Raw genomic sequence first — 18068 nt, forward strand, 5'->3', positions numbered from 1 at the left:
TTAATCCTCAAATTTCCAGCGTACAAAAGCTTCCATTGCTTCATATTCTGCAAGTCCAAGTTCGTCGTAAGCTTTTGCCGTATCACGGTTACGGTCTTCTGCACGTTGCCAGAACTCCCTTGAATCATCACCAGGGAAAACAGCTCTGTCTTTTTGACTCTGGTGTTTGAAAATCGCATATTTTTTACGCTCAAGCTCCTGCGGAGAAATTGGAACCGCCATTTCGATTTCATATGTTTCAAACTCATGCCATGCACCGCGGTACATCCACAACCAGCAATCTTGTGCCCAGGCTTCAGTTTTGCGTAAACGCTTTAATGCTTCTAAAATAATATTAAAACAAACAATATGCGTTCCATGCGGATCTTCAAAATCACCTGCTGCATAAACCTGCTGAGGCTTAACTTTTTGCAATAGCGCTATTGTAAGTTCGATATCAGCATCCGTTACCGGGTTTTTCTGAACCTTGCCGCTTTCGTAGAAAGGAAGCGCCTGAAAATGGATATGGTCATCTTCAAGGCCGCAATATCTTGCGCCGGCAATAGCCTCGCCTTTTCTGATCAATCCTTTAACCGTTTGGATTTCTGGCGTATCTATCTGGTTTGGTTGTTTCTGCTCAATAAAGGTTCTCATTTTGTTGTAGAGATCCTTCAAATGTGTATTGTCCATACCCATTTTCTCTGTAAAATCTACATTGAACTCAACAAAGCGAAGCGCATCATCATCCCAAACCGCGGTATTACCAGAGGTTTGGTAAGCTACGTGTACATCATGCCCTTGGTCAACCAAACGTAGAAAAGTACCGCCCATCGAGATCACATCATCATCAGGGTGCGGTGAGAAAATAATTATTCTCTTTTTAGCAGGTTCGGCTCTTTCCGGACGCTGAGAATCATCAGCATTCGGTTTACCTCCTGGCCAACCTGTAATGGTGTGCTGTAATTTATTAAAGATATGGATGTTGATATTGTATACTGGTCCTTTTTCAGTGGCCAGTTGTGCCATACCATTATTGTTGTAATCGTCTTCGGTTAACTTTAAGATCGGTTTTTTCAAGGTATTGGCTAGCCAGATCACCGCTTTACGGATCAATGCATCTGTCCAAACGCAATCTTTAACCAACCATGGGGTATCAAAACGGGTCAGTTCTGAAGCAGCAGGAGCATCAAGGATAAACTCTACATGATCAGAAAGCTGTAGGTAGGTTGCCGGAACATCGCCCGAAATTTCGCCTTCAACTGCTTTTTTAATAATCGAAGCCTTTTTACGGCTCCAGGCCATTAGTATAATTTCCCTTGCTTTGAAAATTGTGCCGATACCCATGGTAATGGCCTTAGTTGGTACGAAGGTTTTTCCACCGAAATCGCGTGCGGCATCACGGCGGGTAAGGTCATCTAAAGTAACTAAACGGGTACCGGAATTTGGTGCAGACCCCGGCTCGTTAAATCCGATGTGACCAGTACGGCCGATACCTAAAATCTGGATATCAAGACCACCAAGATCACCTATTTTCTTTTCATATTCTAAGCAGAATGCAGGAATGTCTTCCAGTGCAAGTGTACCATCAGGGATGTGAACATTCTTCTTGTCAATATCGATATGATTGAAAAGGTTTTCGTTCATAAACGTAACATAACTTTGTGCCGCAGTTGGCGCCATTGGATAATATTCATCCAGGTTGAAAGTAATTACGTTTTTAAAACTCAAGCCCTCTTCTTTGTGCAGTCTAACCAGTTCGGCATAAACTGCAATTGGGGTAACACCTGTTGCTAAGCCCAGTACTGCAGGTGTGTTGCTTGCTTGTTTAGATTTAATGAGCTCGGCAATGCGATGTGCAACATTAATTGAAGCAATTTTTGGATTTTCGAACACGCTTACCGGTAATTTCTCGAAACGTGTCTCCTCCAGTAGATTTAATCTAGCCATTTTTTTTATATGGATTTTAATGTACGGAGCAGTAAATATAGAGAGTTATGCCCAATTTCTAACAAAGGTTATTTACATTTATTGCAAGTATTTATATAAAATTCGATTAAAGGGGCAGACAAACGTTTGATCTTTTTAAGATAAAAAACCAATATGAACACACAGATTGAAAAGTTGTATTCGAAAGCAGGGAAATCGGAACGTTTAATTATAGGATTGATGAGTGGTACATCGATGGATGGACTGGACATTGCACTTTGTTTGGTAAAGGGAAACGGTGCTGAGACGGATGTCCGGATTTTAAAATTTAAAACAGGCGATTATACCGATGATTTTAGGGCGAAAATAAAAGCGATTTTTTCTAAAAAAGAAGTCGATTTACAGTTGGTGTGTCTGATGAACGAATATATTGCAAATACCCATGCAGGGCTAATAAACGAAGCACTAAAAGAGTGGGGCTATGAAAATGAGGCTATCGATTTTATTGCCAGTCACGGCCAAACGATTTTTCATGCGCCGAAGTCTCTCCATCAACTGGCCGATTATCCAAATGGTACACTACAAATAGGCGATGGTGATCATATTGCGCTAAAGACTGGGATTATCACACTTTCTGACTTTAGACAAAAACACTTGGCCGCTGGTGGCGAAGGTGCCCCCTTAGCGGTTTATGGCGACTATTTAATATTTTCGAAAGCTGGCGAAGATCGGGTAATGTTAAATATAGGTGGCATAGCAAATTTCACTTATTTGCCAGGAAGTACCGATGCCAGTGAAATTTTTTCGACGGATGTTGGCCCGGGAAATACTTTGATGGACCAGTATATGCAAAAACATTTTAATCAATTTTATGATAAAAATGCAGCTGTTGCCTTGGCAGGCGAATCTAATCCCAGCCTATTGTCTGCGTTATTAAATTGCAGCTTTTTTGATCTGGATTTTCCTAAAACCACAGGGCCGGAATTGTTTAATCTGGAGTATTTAATCCGCGCACAAGAACAGTCTTCAACAACTGGTCTAAGCGCAGCAGATGTAATGGCTACCTTATGTCATTTTTCTGCAGAAACCATTACTAATGCGATTAAGCGTTGCTTTGGCGAAGATGCTAACGCACAGGTTTTTATGAGTGGAGGAGGGATGCATAACCCCTTGCTTGTACAGCTTCTTAAAAGCAAGCTTCCTTTTTGCAAATTCCTAACCACTGAAGACTTAAATATTGATCCCGATGCAAAAGAGGCTGTTTTGTTTGCTGTTTTGGCCAACGAAACACTCTGTGGCAAACCAATAGACTTTGGCGATAGGCAAGGTGTACCTTCGGTTTGCATGGGTAAAATCAGTTTACCAGCCTAGGTAAGCACAATTTTGTAAATCAGTTTGTACAGGTTAAAAATTTGGTTTGTGCGGTATTTTGTTAAATTTGTTTTAACACTAATCTTCTAACAAAACCAAATTTTATGGAAAAAAGTTACCTAAAATGGTCACCAGGATTCTTCGCAATTTTGTTGATCCCATTTCTGCTGCTCCTATTTACAGAAATGGCGCAGGCACAGAATAAACGCTATACCATTAGCGGTAAAGTGACTGATGCCGCAAATAACAGCCCTGTTCCCGGCGCTGTTGTAAAAATTATCAATACAAATCTCGTAACAAGCACAAGTTCGGGCGGAACATATAGCTTTTCGGTTGATTTAGCACCTGGTAAATACCAGATCCAGATTTCTTTTATCGGCTTTAAATCGAATATAGAATCCGTAACCCTTGGCGATAATACCACGGTTCAGGCAAATAGCACTTTGAGTGGCGATGCAGTGGGACTAGATGAAGTAATTGTTACAGGTACCTCTCAGGGGACTACTCGTAAACAGCTCGGTAGTTATGTGAGTACGGTAAAAGGCGATGATTTAAATAAAGCACCCAGTGGAAATGCACTGGCTTCATTGCAGGGTAAAACGCCTGGTGCACAAATCAGCCAGAATTCCGGAGATCCGGCAGGCGGAATTTCTGTTCGTTTAAGAGGGGTTAGCTCGGTTAACTCATCATCAGAACCACTATACATCATTGATGGCGTAATTGTAAATAATTCTACAACCAGAGTAACCAATACTTCAGGGAATTATGATAATGCCAACAACGGAATTCAAGTGGGAAGTATTGGTCAAAATAGAATGGTAGATATTAGTCCATCTGATATTGATCACATTGAGGTTCTAAATGGTGCAGCAGCAGCGGCCATTTATGGGTCGAGAGCAAATGCAGGGGTAATCCAGATTTTTACCAAGAGAGGTAAAACTGGCGAGCCCCAAGTGAGTTTCAGCACCAGTTTAACCATTAGTGAGTTGCGCAAGCAAATTGATGTCAATCAATCGCCAACAAAATTTGGAGGACCAACAGATGGGCCAACTGCGCAAACTCAGGATGTATTATCCCCTGCGTTAATTACAAAAACTCCGGTAACCAGGTATAATTACCAGGATTATATTTTCAGAACAGGCATTGGGACAGATAATTCAGTTTCAGTCTCTGGAGGTAATGACAACACTAAGTTTTATACCTCTGCTAGTTATTTTTCAAACCAGGGGATCATTAAAAACACTGATTTCACCAGAATGAATTTCAGGGCAAATCTTGATCAAACCATTAATAAATGGGCAAAAATGACTGCAGGATTTAATTATGTTCATAGCGATGCTAACGAAAAGCCAGATGGGAACTCTTTTTTCTCACCAATGAATTCGGTAACCATTATTGGCAATTTTCATGATTTGTTTACCAGAGATGCATTAGGCAATTTAAAAGCCATCGGAGAACGCGGACGTGTTAATCCAGTTTCTGTTATTGAAGATATCAAGCAGCGCCAGTTTACCAATCGTATTATTGCAAATGCAGGATTAAAACTCACGCCTGTTAAAAACTTAACTATTGATTATACTATGGGGGTTGATAATTCAATCCAAAATGGGACAACATTTATTCCGCCCTTTGCGTATAATGTAAGCACAGGTTTTTATGGTGGTGGGCCACTTTTAGATCCCTCTTTAAATGGTTATGCAAGCGCGGCAAATGCAACAACCACACTATTTAATAATGAGTTAAACTTCACTTATGATACTAAAATTTCTGAATTATTTACTTCAACTACTCAACTTGGTGGGTCTTATCAATATCAAAAAGACCTGTACAGCTTACTAAACGGGCGTGGTTTAGCTCCTTTTGTTCAGGTAGTGAATGGAGCAAGTACTGCTTTACCTAATGTTGATAATCGTTCAGAATTCTCAATTAGCGGGGCTTATTTACAACAAAATTTTAAATATAAAGATCATTTATTTATAACCGGTGCCATAAGAGTAGATCAATCTACAGTATTTGGAGAAGACAATAGAACGCAGTTTTATCCTAAAGCAAATGTAAGTTATGTATTGTCATCTGCCGATTATTGGAAAGATTTTGGCGTATCATCGTGGTGGAATGCTTTCAAATTAAGAGCAGCTTATGGCCAGTCTGGAAATTTAACAGGGATTGGAGCATATGATCGTTTCAATGTTTATTCGCCAAATGCCCTAAACAGCAAAACATCACTAACATCGTTAACGACATTGGCTAATACGAGTGTAAAACCAGAGCGCCAAAAAGAGCTCGAAATTGGTACAGATATGTCCTTTTTTAATAATCGTTTAGGTTTAACTTTTAGTTATTATAATAAAAATGTAACGGATTTATTATTGCCTGTTGTGATTGCACCGACAACTGGGTTTTCTAGCCTATTAGACAATATTAGTGGTACTTTAAAAAATAAAGGTGTCGAATTAATGCTTACGGGGGTACCAGTTAAAACCGATGACTTTACATGGACATCTACGCTAATTTACAACAGAAATAGAAATAAAATAGTGGGTTCGGGTGCACGGAGATTAATTGCAACCAATGCAGGTGCACCAGTTTCTATTACTGACGGTTATCCAGTAGGTGTTTTTTATGGAACATATTTTGAACGGACATCAACTGGAGATATTGCAACAAACGCTGCTGGCATTCCTTTAACTGCCGGTCAAGCCGCTGGTAACATTTTGCTTAAAGTAATTGGCGATCCTAACCCGGATTATACAGGGTCTTTCGTTAATGATTTTACTTACAAAAAATTAAGCTTACATATTCAATTGGATGCTGTTCAAGGGGGAGATGTTTGGAACGCAGATTGGAGAACACGTCAAGGTGTAGGAAACGGAAAAGTTGCCGAAGCGGAGCAGATGGGCCAATTGCCTAGAGGTTACGTGGCTGGTGCATACAATGTAGAAGAATGGCGTATTGATGACGGATCTTTTGTAAAGTTGAGAGAGATTTCATTGAGCTATAATATTGGTCAGGTTAAATTTATTAAGAGTTTAGCCGTTAATCTTAGTGGAAGGAACCTCATTTCGTGGGATAATTACAAAGGCTATGATCCTGAGTTGAATTCTGGTGGTCAATCGACAATCCTGAGAAATATCGATTTCGGTTCAGTACCAATTCCCCGTACTTTCTCTTTGGGTTTACAAGCAAGATTCTAATTTAAAACTGTTGTTATGAAAAATTTAAAATCAAGATATATAGGTTATGCATTTCTGCTTACTGTTGTGGCTTTTTCAAGCGCTTGTAAAAAGGAGTACTTAAATCCTAATGCGGCTACGGCCGATGATGTATTAACCTCGGCAAAAGGTTTAACAGGCGTTACGGTGGGTTTACAGAAAAACTATTCAACAACTCGGGCTGGAATCCTGTATGCGACTATTACTTTAAATGGCTTAACCACAAACGAGTTAATATCCATTAATACCGGTAATACCAATGAAGAAAGGTTAGTGGCAGGAGGTGTACAGGTAGATGGTACAAATTCAGTATTACTAAATGTTTGGGCTGGTGCAAATAAAATTATTTATGATGCAGATAACGTGATTAATAATGCCGCTAATCTTCCGGATAAAAACTATGCAGCGGGCTTAATTGCTTATGCAAGTATTTTTAAAGCCTTGGCTGTAGGTAATTTATCAGAGTATTGGGAAAAGGTTCCAGCTGGGACAGGTCAAAACGTTTCCTTCATTAGTCGTGTTGATGGTTATAATAAAGCAATTGCGACCATCGACAATGCATTGGCCGTAGTTGCAGCAAACTCGATAAGTACATCGTTTTTGGGGAACATTCCATCAGGAGTAGATATTCCCAGTACTTTAAATGCACTCAAAGCCCGCTATGCATTATTTGCCGGAAACTATACGTTAGCATTAACTGCTGCAAATGCAGTTGATCTAACTAAAAAATCCACGTTTACATACGATGCAATAAATTTGAATCCCATTTTTGAGATTGCTACCTCTACCAATAATGTAATTCAACCTAAGAATATAAATTTAGGACAGACTGGCGCCAATATTCCAGATGCAGGTGATGCCAGGATTCCATTTTATACTGTAATTAATACAACAGTACGTATTAATGGTTTTGGTGCAGGTACTTTCACCCAGTTTCCCATTTATCTGCATGGCGAAATAACCTTAATTAAAGCAGAGGCTTATGCCCGTCAGGCTACGCCTGATTTGGCTTCGTCGCTTACTGAGCTAAACAAGATCGTAACCAAAACTGCAGCAACTGATCCTTTTGGGGTTGGAGCGGCATTGCCGGCACTAACTGGTCCTTATACACAACAACAGCTTTTAGATCTGATTTACAAACACCGTTGTATTGAGCTTTTTATGTCGGGATTAAAACTCGAAGATATGAGAAGGTTTGCTCAGCCTTTAGCTGACCGCAAGCGGAATTTTTTCCCTTATCCTTTCTCAGAAAGAGATAATAATACCAATACGCCTGCAGATCCTACTTTCTAGGAGATATAAAAAAGTCCCGACAAAGATCGGGGCTTTTTTATAAAATATTCAGTTCTTTAGCACGGTAACCGGCTAAAGATTCATGTCCTACTTCTAACTCTGTTATCAGATAACTAATACTTTCTATTGGGCAAACCCTTAATCTTAAAGCAATATCCAGTTTCTCGGAGATGCAAAGCACGGCTGTTTTTTTTGCGCAGGCCAACATGGCCTTTTTAAGTTGGTTAATTTCCCAATAAGTGTCCGTCAGGCCTTCATCTGGGTGGATGGCGCTGGTTCCCATCAGGCATAAATCGGCCTTAATTTCTGATAACTGTGTAATTACTTGCCCGCCGTAGGTAACTTGCGAATTTTTTGAAAACAAGCCTCCGATCAAAATCACTTCGATATTGTTGTATTTGGCCAGTTCTACTGCCACCAACGGACTAATGGTGAAAAATGTAGCAGATAGGCCCTGTGGAAGTCTTTTCACAAATTCTAAAATTGTTGTTCCTCCTCCGGTTAAAACTACCATGCCATCTTTTATCAGCTGAACGGCTTTTTTGCCAATTGCAATCTTACTATCTCTGGCATAAACCGTACTATCGTCAAAAGAACTGTGATAAGATTTCGATAAAGCACCTCCATGAACCTTGTAAAGCAGGTTTTCATCAACAAGCTCTTGCAAATCCCGTCTGATGGTATCTTCCGAAACATTAAGCAGTTGAACCAGATCAGAGGTTAATACACGGTTGTGTAAGTTAATCTGTCGCATGATGAAGTCGTGGCGTTCTTTTTTCAGCATAAATCATTTGATTTTCTACGAATGTATAAAAAGATTTTAAAATTATATTGTTTGCGTCTTTATGCGTTTTTATGCGATAAAATTTTGTTTGTTAGTACAATAAATCTTTTCTATTTGTTTTTTTTATCAAAAACATTCATCATATTTACTTAACTAACATCAAAACTGCGGTAATTTGCGCGTTTGATAAACCGGAATACAAACAACAACTTCTAATAACCACTTTCTTACTAACAAATTATGAAGAAAAAACTATTCTTTAGTTTTATCGGTATGATTATGCTGTGTGCGCAAGTTTTCGCGCAACAGATAACGATTACCGGTAAGGTCAGCTCCGCTGATGGCCCCATTCCCGGCGTTTCTATCCGGGTGAAGGGGAGTACCGTGGTGTCACAATCCAATGGCAATGGGAATTATTCGATAAAGGCATTAAAAACTGATGTATTAACATTTTCTTATGTTGGATACAAAAGTGTTGAAAGAGCTGTTGGTGCAAATAGCACAATTAATGTAACCCTTTCTGCTGATGCCAGCAATCTTAATGAGGTTGTGGTTACTGCCTATGGGATTGATCGGGATGCTAAATCGTTAGGCTATTCAACGCCAAAAGTTTCCGGATCCGAAGTTGCTGAAACGCAGAGAAACGATTTCTTTGGAGGTTTGCAGGGCCGTGTTCCAGGTTTATCGATTAATAGTACCAACGGAAACCCAGGAGCCTCTGCGCAGATTGTTTTGCGTGGATTTGTATCGATCAGTGGCGATAATAATGCGCTGATTGTTGTAGATGGTGTACCTATTAACAACAGTACATTAAACCAAACCCGCGAACTTGTTTCGGGAGCTGCAAACAGAGACCAGGATTATTCTAACAGGGGGATGGATATCAACCCAAATGATATCGAAAGTTATGTAATAATGAAAGGACCTGAGGCTACAGCGTTATATGGAAGTGCTGGCGCCAGTGGCGCAATTTTGATTACCACAAAAAAAGGTAAGGCCGGTCGCGGAAGTATTAATTACAATAATTCGTTCAGAGTAGAGCAGTTAAATAAATTTCCAGAAATACAGACTAAGTACAACTCGGGGCTTTCTAATGGAGTTTACGATGGTGGAAGTTCTAACTTTTTTGGACCAGCATTTTTACCAAGTACACCCCTTTACGATAATATCCATAACTTTTTCGAAACTGGTTTTACACAAAAACACAATTTGTCTTTTGAGGGAGGGACTGAACAGTTCTCTTATCGCTGGTCTAACGAGTACACTGATAGTAAAGGAACAATCCCTACTACAAGTTACAGGCGAATCTCATCGAGGATAACTGCTGTTGGTACCATCTCACCAATACTGAAATTAACAAGTACTTTCAACTACATCAATTCTAATAACGATAAGGCAAATAAAGGTGCTAACGGATCTTTGCTTCAGTTGATGCGGTTTAGTTCTGCCTTTGATGTTCAGAATTATCAAGATATCAGCGGAAACAGGATTTTGCATCTGGCAAGCATCTATTCGGAATTCGATAACCCACTTTGGGATGTTGTTAAAAATGTGAATAACGATAAAGTTAACAGGTTAATTGCAAATACGAATGTGGAGCTAAAGCCTACAAAATGGTTAAGGATTAATGGGATTATCGGAGCCGACATAGCCAATACCAAAGGATTGTCGGTATATCATGCTCAGTCTTACCGTGGTTCGGGTTCTGCAGCAGCCCCAACAGGCGGAACGGTAATGACCTATGATCAATTGACCAAGGTATTTAATGGATCGTTAACGGCCAGTGCCAAGCATAAACTTGGTGATTTTAACAATACCTATGTTATTGGCGCTACTTTTAACGATTATAATTCTACTACCGATTCTCAGCGTGGTACGAACATGTACGATCCTAATTTTTACAGTATAAACAATACGCTGCCAACAACACAGCGTACATTAACCTATGTAAACCGCTACCGTACAGTTGGTGCTTTTGCGCAGGCCATTATGGGATATAAAACCTTATTGTATTTAACCTTATCGGGTAGGGTTGATGGTGCTTCGCGGCTGATGCCCAACAATCCGTATTTTGCCTATCCATCAGCAAGTTTGGCCTTTAACTTTACTGATCTTACCGGTATTAAAACAGCTTTGCCATGGTTGGATAACGGTAAGTTAAGAGCCTCATATGCATTAACAGGTAAGGAGCCCTGGAGAGAATATTCTACTGGCACAAACTATGAAGCTAAAAGATTTACAGGTGGTGGCTATGCCTATTCGTACTATGGTGGTAATCCAGACTTAAAGCCGGAGGTATCTGAAAATTTCGAAATCGGTACTGAAATGCAATTCCTGAAAAACCGGATCGGGCTTGATTTTAACTATTATAATCTTTTAAGTAGAGATCAGATTATTAACCCACGCTTAAGCTATGGTACAGGTTTCGTTTTAGAGATGATGAATGGGGGTACGGTACGTAACCGTGGCATCGAAGTACAGTTAACAGGTAGCCCGATAAAAGGAAAAGATTTTAACTGGAACACCACTTTTAACTTTACCCGCAATCGTGGCGTGGTATTATCGCTGGCAAATGAGCTTCCGGAACTTTACGAATCTGATACCTGGGTAATTGGTGAAATCAGGAGCGCAGTTCATCCTGGCTACAGTACAGGTGCGATTAGCGGAACCAGGTTTGATAGAAATAATAGAGGAGATATCTTGATTAATACGTCTTCTGGTTTGCCAACAAGCTCTGATACACAATATTATCCCATTGGAGACAGGAATCCAAAATTTACGCTAGGTTTTGTAAACAGATTTAGCTACAAAGGCTTTAATCTTTCTTTCTTATGGGATTTAAGATATGGCGGCGATGTAGTTAACGGCACCGAGTACGCATCTTACATTAAAGGGATTAGTTTGAAAACCCTCGATAGAGAGCTGCCGCGCGTAATTAAAGGGGTTTTAGCCGATGGATTGCAAAATACGGCCAACCCTACGGTTAATACGATTGCAGTAACCCCCTTTTATGCTTCTAACTACTATTCTCTGAACGTTTCGCCAGAGATGTTTGTAGAGCGGAACATCAAAACGCTGCGTTTAAGGGATGTTACGCTGGCATATGATTTTCCACCATCGCTGGTTAAACGCATCGGATTTATCCAAAGCTTCGGGGCCTTTTTTACTTTAACCGATTCGATATTGATTACCAATTATTCAGGTGGCGACCCAGAGAGTAATGCAAATTCGCCAGGTGTTGGGGGGATTGGTGGTTTCGGTATCGATTATGGTAATGTTGGTAAACCGATAGGTTTTAATGTAGGATTTAGGGTTAAATTATAGTGAACAACATGAAAAGATTATATAAACTATATATTGCTGCGGCAGTATTATTAATGGCCGGAGGATGTAAAAAATACCTTGATATCAATACAAATCCTGCTGTGCCACAAACCAGTAAGGCAGAACTGTTGCTGCCGCCAATTCTATTTCAGATGACAAACGGAACCTCACAGGATTATCGTTTTATCTGGAAAATTACGCAAAATCTTATCGGTGCATCAACTGATGATGGATCTATTGCTTTTGAGAAGCACACTTTCGTACGTTCGAGCGATAATGGAGGCGTAATCTGGAGAATGACCTATGTTGATTTAGGTTTGAACCTTGAAAATTTAATTAATGATGCAGTTGCCAATCAAAAATATGAGTATGCTGCAATTGGTTATGCAATTAAGGCCTGGGCCTATCAACAAACAACGGATCTCTATGGCCCGATTATCTTGGATGAGGCTTTTACGCCAGGAATGTTAAGGTTTCCTTACCATGATCAGCCAGAGGTATATGCAAAAGTGCGTTACTACTGCGAACAGTCGCTTAAGTATTCTACAATGAAAAGCCCGCTCAACTACGCTACACAATTGGCAAGTATTACAGGAGATGGGATTTATAAAGGCGATATGGCCAAATGGAGAAAATTTGTGTATGCAATTTACGCTTTGCAGTACAGTCATCTGGTAAATAAACCCGAGTTTAAAACCATGTATGCCGATAGTGTAGTTAAATACACTGATTTATCTTTTGCCAATGAAGCAGAATCAGCAACGGTTTATTTCTCTGCAGCAAGTACCGATGATACCAATCCATTCGGACCCACATTGGGCTATATCAATCCTTCAGGACCGACAGCTACCTATTATGGACGGATTTCGACCACGATCTTAAACTATCTTGCAGGCGGAGTGAGGGGAGTGCCTACCACAAATCCAACAAGTTCACTCGATCCACGGTTGAGCAGGATGTTGCCGGCAAGTACGGCTACAGCTACTTTGGGTAGGTATATTGCTGGCGTTCCAACTCAGGGAAGCAGTACATCTGGTCTTCCTATTGTTTTTGGAAGCATTCCCGCTGGCGCTACTACCTATAATGGGAAATATATTTTTGCCGATGCAGCGAGATATCCGATCATGACCTATTCGCAATTACAGTTTACAAAAGCAGAAGCATTGTTTTTACAGGGAAAAACAGCAGATGCTTTTACTGCATACAGGGCTGGTATATCTGGCCACATGGTTTTTTGCAACACTTATGGCAGGGCTTCTAAAACTCCTGATCCTTTGATAACCGATGCCGAAATCAATACTTATTTGGCCTCTAATGAAGTTGCTCAAAATGCCGCAACACTAACACTGGCCGACATCATGGGGCAAAAATACATTGCCCAATGGGGCTGGGCCGGTTTAGAGCAATGGTCTGATATCAGGAAGCATCATTACAGTGCAACGGTCTTCAGGCAGTTCTATCAAATTCCTACAGCCGACCTTCTTTTAGGCGGGAAATATGCTTATCGTTTTAGGCCACGTTACAATTCTGAATATGTTTGGAATAGCGAGGAGTTACGCAAGTGGGGCGGGCTAGACGTTGACTACATGACCAAAGAAACCTGGTTTAGCCAGCCATAATTTTTTAATTTAAAAAATATCAAGATGAAAATATTTTCTAACTTATTTGCCAGTCTGTTTATTGCAATGGCTTTAGCTGGTTGCACCAAAAATGTACTCGATTATGGTGAAACCGAAAAATTGACCAGCGACCAGGCTTTATTAAAGGTGAACTATGCCTCTTACTATTATAACAATAGGGCAATAGCAATTAAAATTAACGATAAAAGAGTGAGCAGTGTAATTACCGCACGTACTCCTTTTCCTGGTGGCGGGTACAACACAGGAGGCAGTTCTACGGCTGATTTTCTTGCTGTAAGTCCTGGGAATCTAAAACTATCGATTATTCTTCCCAAAAAGAAAGATGATGGAACTGATTCAGTTGTGTTATACAGTACAACCTTCCAGATAGAAGCAGGTAAAAATTATGTTGCGCATATTACCGATACTGCTGCAAACACCAAGAATGTTTTAACTCAGGAAAGTTTTACCAGGCCGGATACAGCTTATTGCAAATACCGGTTTATCAACTTAATGCCAAATGTACCATCTGTAGATCTATATTACGGAACCAGTGCAACCGATAATGCAAAAGACTCGCTCATTGCAGGCAATGTAAATTATTTAAACATTACTAACGAGATTACATTAAGGTCTGCGCAATCAAAAACCTGGAAAATCAGGCCGGCGGGAGCAGCGATAACAACTGCAACGGTTCTGGCTAATTATACCAGTGCAAGTACTTTTTTAAACAAAAGGGTTTATACTATTTTTGCTAGTGGCTATAGTGGCATCACAACGGCACCACGTAGACCTTACGTATCGTTCTTTTTAATCAGATAGATTAAATTAAAGATATAAAAGCCAACCCATAGCGGTTGGCTTTTTTATTTCCCGGATTTTTTTAGCAGCACAGAAAGGAATAGTGATAAAGCAATAACTGCTTAATAATCAGGTAATGCGCTTTTTTGCGTGTTTATGCGGTAATATAGATGTTGCAAAACTAAATTTGTTTTTTTTAATCAAATAATTAGTGATATTTACTTAAATATTGCTGTTTTATGCGGTATTAAGACTAAACTACAAAACAATTCTAAACTTACGTTTATGAAAAAAAAACTACTATTAATTTTTCTTGGTACGTTTTTGTTGCTGGCTCATGCCATCGCGCAACAAATTACCATTACGGGTAAGGTTACATCAGAAGATGGTCCTGTACCCGGCGTTTCTATCCGGGTAAAAGGAAGCACTATTGTTGCACAGTCTACCGCCGATGGAACTTATTCTATCAAAGCCTCCAATGGCGACATATTGGTGTTTTCTTACATCGGTTATGTAACTACAGAAAGAACCATTGGAGCAGGTAAAATAATCAATGTTAGTCTGAAAACAGATGCTCAGGGGCTAGATGATGTAGTTGTGGTGGGTTATGGAACTCAGCGCAAAGGCAACCTTACCGGAGCAGTTTCTACCATTGATGTGAAAAAGACGCTGGAGGGCAGACCAATCGCCGACGTTGGCAGGGCACTACAAGGTGCCGCATCTGGTTTAAGTGTAACCGTTCCAAGTGGAGAGATTGGTTCTGACCCAGTGATCAAAATCAGAGGGCAATTGGCGTCATTTGCAGGTGGAAGTTCTCCTTTGATTTTATTGGATAACGTTGAGATTCCAAGCATCCAATTGGTTAATCCAAATGATATTGCCTCTATTACCATTTTGAAAGATGCAGCTGCAGCTTCTATTTATGGTGCTAAGGCTGCTTTTGGTGTGGTATTGATCACTACTAAACAAGGCTCGGGATCTGATAAACCGTCGATCAATTACTCAAATAATTTTTCTTTCCAAAATGTTTGGAAAGATTTAAAAATGGCTGATGTAAACGGTTTAAAGTACACTGTTGATGCCTCTGAAAGGATTGGTGTAACTACTCCGGTTGGCGCATTTTATTATGTAGATAGGGCAAGTTACGAAAAAGCGGTTGCATGGAAAGAGAAGTATGGGAGCACAATTGGCCCTGACGACCCCACGGTGTTTGGGAGAGATTGGTATGTTCAGGGAGCTGGTCTGAAAATGGGGGTTAGAACCTACAACCCTTATGATTATATGATCAAAGAGTGGGCACCTACCCAACAACACAACCTATCAGTTGGTGGTACAACCGGGAAAACATCTTATAATATCGGACTTGCATTGCTTGATCAGAGTGGAATGTTAAAGCCGGCAAAAGAAGATCGTTTTACACGCTACAATGCTTCATTTAAAATTTCAAGTGAAATCAACAAATACCTTACCATACGTGGGGGTGCATTATATTCACGGAGAAATAAACAGTATGCCTATACCACAAGCTCCACAACAGCCGATCCATGGTTGTATTTATATCGTTGGAGTTCCTTGTACCCATTGGGCAAGGATGAGAATGGAGATGCCATCCGCAGTCCTGAAAGTGAAGTGGCTTCAGCAAATACCGCTAATATATTGTTAAATTATGCCAATGTAAATCTGGGATCTACCGTTAATATCCTAAAAAACTGGAAAGTAGATTTTGATTATACTTTTACCAATCAGAACGAGGATTGGAAAAGACCAGGCACAAGATTTACCGCAAGAAACTCGTGGGTGGCTCCTAAAGCGCGTTTAGATGCAAGTGGTGCACCTGTTTATGTAAACGATCAGGGCCAAGTGGTATCGAGTACCACGGCTGGCGCAATTGCAGCTTATGATCTATCTATGGATATGTATACCACACCTGGGTCAAGCCCCGATCATTTTGCCAGATCTGCCACAAGCTATTTTAGCCATACCATTAATGCTTTTACTACTTATAGTTTAAACCTTAAGGAAAACCACGATTTTAAATTTATTTTGGGTTTAAACCGGGTTACTTCTACTGCTGAATCCCAGTTTGGTCAAATCACCAATTTGAGTGATATCATTAACCCACAGTTTAGATTCGGTACCGGACTTCAAACCGTACTCCCATCTAGCGCAGTAATGGGCATTATCCCAGGTGGGATTAACATTCCGGGATCAGATAAAAGATGGGAAGCGCAATTGGGATATTTTGGTCGTGTAAACTATGCTTTTAAAAACAAATACCTTATTGAAGGTAATTTGCGTTACGATGGTTCTTCTAAATTCCCAACCGATTTGCAGTGGAGATGGTTTCCATCATTTTCGGCAGGTTGGGTAGCCAGTGAAGAAAGTTTTATGGCCTGGACCAAACCACTCCTGAACCAATTAAAATTCAGGGGTTCCTGGGGTTCAATCGGCGATCAGACCGTACCAAACAATTTATATATAGCCACTATGCCAAGCGGACAATCGAGTTGGATTGGTGCAAATGGTGCCAAAGTAAATTATGTAGGTACGCCTGATGCAATTAAAGAAGCAATTCAATGGCAGGATATTGTAACTACCAATATAGGGCTAGACGCAACCCTTTTAAATAATAAGGTAAATCTTTCTTTTGATGTTTTTCAAAGAAACACCAATAATATGATTGTGCCACAGGAAGGCATTCCTTTTACTTTTGGTGCCGGGGCGCCACAGGGAAATTTTGGTGCCCTACAAACGAGAGGATGGGAGTTGACCCTAGATTTTAACCACAGGTTTAAAAATGGTTTAGGGATTAATTTTAAAGGAAATATTTCTGATGCCAAAACAAGGCTAACCGAGTATGGTTCCGGAACACAGGTGCTTAATAATTATAACGGAAAAGATATTGGCGAAATTTGGGGCTACCGTACCGATAGGTTATATCAAACAAGCGATTTCGAGTTAGATGGCTCGGGTAAACCAATCCTAATTACGTTAACTAGTGCGGAAAGTAAGTTAAACGCAGGTAAACAAACTTATAAACTAAAAGCCGGACCAAATGGTGAAAAACCAGTTTACCAACCATTTTTACAAAATTCATCTAATTTCCGTTTTGGCCCTGGTGATGTTAAGTTTAAAGATATTAATGGTGATGGGGAAATCAGTAATGGCGATGGCACATTGGCCAACCATGGCGATTTAGAGGTAATCGGAAATTCTAATCCGAGTTACGAGTATGGTTTTAGGTTGGGCGCCGACTTTAAAGGCGTTGATATCAGTGCATTTTTCCAGGGTGTGGGTAGCCGTAAAATTTGGGGTGCTGGATTTTTAGCTATCCCAGGCTTTAACTCTTCCGATGGTGCAATGCCCGAAGCTATTGCAGGGAACTATTGGACGCCACAAACACCAGATGCTTTTTACCCTGCTGCTTATAACAATGCAGCAAGTGGAACCACCAATAACATGCAGGTTCAAGATCGCTATCTGTTAAACATGGCTTATTTAAGATTGAAAAATTTAACCGTTGGTTATACTTTTCCGCAGATGTTGACCAAAAAAGTAGGTATCAGCTCACTTAGGGTATATACGGCGTTAGAGAATTTCTTTACCTGGGATCATTTGGGCGATTTGCCTATCGATCCGGAGAGCGTTAGCGGCTATTCGATCTGGGATCAGTCAAATTATAACAGCGGTCGTACAGGAACCGGAATCCCAGCCTTTAAGAGTATTTCTTTTGGTGTTCAGTTGAATTTTTAAAAATTA

9 protein-coding genes are annotated in these 18068 nt (G+C 40.2%); 7 read left to right on the forward strand and 2 right to left on the reverse strand.

Features of this window, described 5'->3' with window-relative positions; genetic code table 11:
* Positions 1–1926 (reverse strand): glucosamine-6-phosphate deaminase, encoded by a 1926-nt coding sequence (gene nagB / locus ASU31_RS15725; RefSeq protein ID WP_057933236.1) that lies wholly within the window; start codon positions 1924–1926, stop codon positions 1–3.
* A 153-nt stretch (positions 1927–2079) separates the two neighbouring features.
* Between nagB and ASU31_RS15730 the strand changes: the two genes are divergently transcribed.
* The 3 genes from ASU31_RS15730 to ASU31_RS15740 all read left to right on the forward strand — a co-directional run bounded on the left by ASU31_RS15730 (position 2080) and on the right by ASU31_RS15740 (position 7781).
* Positions 2080–3276: an anhydro-N-acetylmuramic acid kinase gene (locus ASU31_RS15730; protein ID WP_057933237.1), complete on the forward strand. Its 1197-nt coding sequence runs from the start codon at positions 2080–2082 to the stop codon at positions 3274–3276.
* Positions 3277–3380: 104 nt separating this feature from the next.
* Positions 3381–6470 carry a SusC/RagA family TonB-linked outer membrane protein gene (locus ASU31_RS15735; protein WP_057933238.1) on the forward strand — a complete coding sequence of 1030 codons (3090 nt, stop codon included), beginning with the start codon at positions 3381–3383 and terminating at the stop codon, positions 6468–6470.
* A 15-nt stretch (positions 6471–6485) separates the two neighbouring features.
* On the forward strand, positions 6486–7781 hold the full coding sequence (locus ASU31_RS15740; protein WP_057933239.1) for a RagB/SusD family nutrient uptake outer membrane protein: 1296 nt from the start codon (positions 6486–6488) through the stop codon (positions 7779–7781).
* Positions 7782–7818: 37 nt separating this feature from the next.
* Here ASU31_RS15740 and ASU31_RS15745 read toward each other — a convergent pair whose 3' ends face one another.
* Complete coding sequence (locus ASU31_RS15745) at positions 7819–8565, reverse strand: DeoR/GlpR family DNA-binding transcription regulator (RefSeq protein WP_057933240.1); 747 nt, start codon at positions 8563–8565, stop codon at positions 7819–7821.
* Between the two features lie 240 nt (positions 8566–8805).
* On the opposite strand from ASU31_RS15745, the gene ASU31_RS15750 reads away from it, so the two are divergent.
* The 4 genes from ASU31_RS15750 (at position 8806) to ASU31_RS15765 (ending at position 18062) form a co-directional block, all read left to right on the forward strand.
* Entirely contained in the window at positions 8806–11889 is a 3084-nt protein-coding gene (locus ASU31_RS15750) for a SusC/RagA family TonB-linked outer membrane protein (RefSeq protein WP_057933241.1), read from the forward strand.
* An 8-nt stretch (positions 11890–11897) separates the two neighbouring features.
* Positions 11898–13508, forward strand: a complete 1611-nt coding sequence (locus tag ASU31_RS15755; RefSeq protein WP_057933242.1) for a SusD/RagB family nutrient-binding outer membrane lipoprotein — start codon at positions 11898–11900, stop codon at positions 13506–13508.
* Between the two features lie 24 nt (positions 13509–13532).
* Positions 13533–14330 carry a DUF4397 domain-containing protein gene (locus ASU31_RS15760; protein ID WP_057933243.1) on the forward strand — a complete coding sequence of 266 codons (798 nt, stop codon included), beginning with the start codon at positions 13533–13535 and terminating at the stop codon, positions 14328–14330.
* A 264-nt stretch (positions 14331–14594) separates the two neighbouring features.
* Positions 14595–18062: a SusC/RagA family TonB-linked outer membrane protein gene (locus ASU31_RS15765; RefSeq protein ID WP_057933244.1), complete on the forward strand. Its 3468-nt coding sequence runs from the start codon at positions 14595–14597 to the stop codon at positions 18060–18062.
* Positions 18063–18068 lie beyond the last annotated feature (6 nt).

It is taken from the genome of Pedobacter ginsenosidimutans (genome assembly GCF_001442625.1).
Lineage (GTDB): Bacteria > Bacteroidota > Bacteroidia > Sphingobacteriales > Sphingobacteriaceae > Pedobacter > Pedobacter ginsenosidimutans.